2 protein-coding genes are annotated in these 1,813 nt (G+C 73.7%); one reads left to right on the top strand and one right to left on the bottom strand.

What is annotated here, in order from left to right:
• Positions 1 to 113: 113 nt before the first annotated feature.
• A complete protein-coding gene (locus tag HII36_RS54980; protein WP_173531349.1) occupies positions 114 to 896 on the top strand; it encodes an NAD(P)-dependent oxidoreductase in 783 nt (260 codons plus the stop codon).
• Between the two features lie 234 nt (positions 897 to 1,130).
• Here the strand turns inward: HII36_RS54980 and HII36_RS54975 are convergent.
• Positions 1,131 to 1,813, bottom strand: a 683-nt coding sequence (locus tag HII36_RS54975; protein WP_173531348.1) for a class I SAM-dependent methyltransferase, incomplete at its 5' end; no start/stop codon positions are given.

The raw sequence follows: 1,813 nt of genomic DNA, 5'->3' as shown, positions 1-1,813 counted from the left end.
CTCCTGGCCGAGGGGTGCGGGGCTTGACCGACCTTACACTGCAAGGCTATACCTTACGGTGTAAGTCGGTGGTGGTCGTACACGTCGTGCGCGTCGTGCGCTGAGGAGGGATCGTGGAATCCAACGGGTTACCGGCGGCCGGCGGGCCTGACACGGGAACAGGCACGGAAGCAGAAGCGGGCACGGATACGGGGGCGGGTGCGGGCCGGCGGGTGTGCGTCGTCGGGGCGTCCGGCAAGCTCGGGCGCTACCTGGTGCGGCACGCGCTGGAGCGCGGGTTCGAGGTCGTGGGCGTCTGCCGGGAGAAGAGCGTCGGCAAGCTCGCCGACTTCGCGGGGCGGATCACCGTGATCCCCGGCCCCACCGACGACCGCGCGGTCATCGCCCGCGCGGTCGCCGGTTGCGACGCCGTGCTCACGGTGCTGGTCCCGTGGGGGATGCGCCACTACGCCTCGGGCACCGCCCAGGCCGTGCTCGACCACGCCCGTCCGGGCGCCCGGCTGGTGTTCTCCTGCGGCTGGCACATCACCCGCGACGGCCAGGACGTCTACCCCTGGACGTTCCGCCTCTACGCGGCCGTGTTCGGGCGGCTGGCCAAGCTCGCCCGGTTCGTCGACATCGACGACCAGGTGGAGGCGTGCCGACGGGTGTTCACCAGTGACACCCGCTGGACGGTCGTGCGCGGCAGCGACCTGGAGGAGGGTGACAGTCAGGGCCTGCCGGTGTGGAGCCGGCACGTGGGTGACCCGATCCTGGCCAGCAACCGGACCCGCCGGATCGACTACGCCCGCTTCATGATCGAGGCGGTGGACGACGACAGCCTCGTCCAGGAGGCCCCGGCCATCGTCGGACGCCTGACCCCGTCGGCACTCGCCCACGCCGGGGACACGCCCTGACCGGGGCGGAGCGGGCGGCGGTGTGACTCTGGGGGCGCGGCCGGTTCGGGTGGCCCGCGGCGCTGTTCGCCGACCGCAGGCCCGCCGGCGGTTCCTGCTCCCCCGGACCTACGTCGGCCTGTGACTGCCGGCACCAGACAGCCTGCCTGGTAGCCGGGTCCGGCTGCTCCCCCAAGGCGCCGGGCGGACGGGGCGTGTTCTCGCGGTCGCCGTCCCCGGAAGCCTGCCGGCCGGTCAGGCGAGACGGGCGGTGATGGCGAGGGTGGTGTAGTTCATGGTGAAGGAGCCGCCCGCCGCGTCGACCACCTCCCCGATCCCCGCCAGCAGCTCGGCGAGCTGCGCGGGTGGGAGCAGGTGGTGGCCGCCGAAGGTCGGCACCTGATCCAGCCACTCCTCCCGCGTGTAGACCCGCTCCCACGGCAGGTGCCACAGTTCGGGTTCGCCGAACGCGCCCGAGCCGCGCATCCCGCCGGCGGCCTTGCCGGCCATCTGCTCGTACGCCTCCAGCCCCGGCAGGGTGTTGCCGCTGTACGGCAGGTCGGGCAGGACCCGGCGGTAGACCGCGGCGAAGGACGCGCCGAGCTCGGACGGCGGCTGGAAGACGTTCCAGAACGCCGCCAGGCGCCCGCCGGGGCGGAGCACCCGGGCCGCCTTGGCCGCTCCCGCGTCCGGGTCCACCCAGTGCCAGGACTGCCCGGAGACGACCGCGTCGAAGGTGCGGCCGACCGGGTCCCAGGATTCGAAGGTGGCCACCTCGACCTCGACCCCGCCGTGGCGGGCGCGTTCGGCCATGCGGGCGTCGGGTTCGACGCCGAGCACGCGGCAGCCGGCGTTCAGGAACGGCCGGGCGGAGATCCCGGTGCCGCAGCCGACGTCGAGGACGTCCAGAACAGCCGGCGTGTCGGGGGCGTCGGGGG

The sequence above is a fragment of the Nonomuraea antri genome (genome assembly GCF_013283785.1).
In the GTDB taxonomy this organism is placed as follows: domain Bacteria; phylum Actinomycetota; class Actinomycetes; order Streptosporangiales; family Streptosporangiaceae; genus Nonomuraea; species Nonomuraea antri.
The sequence above is the reverse complement of the archived record's forward strand: the minus strand, read 5'-3'. Positions and strand labels throughout refer to the sequence as shown.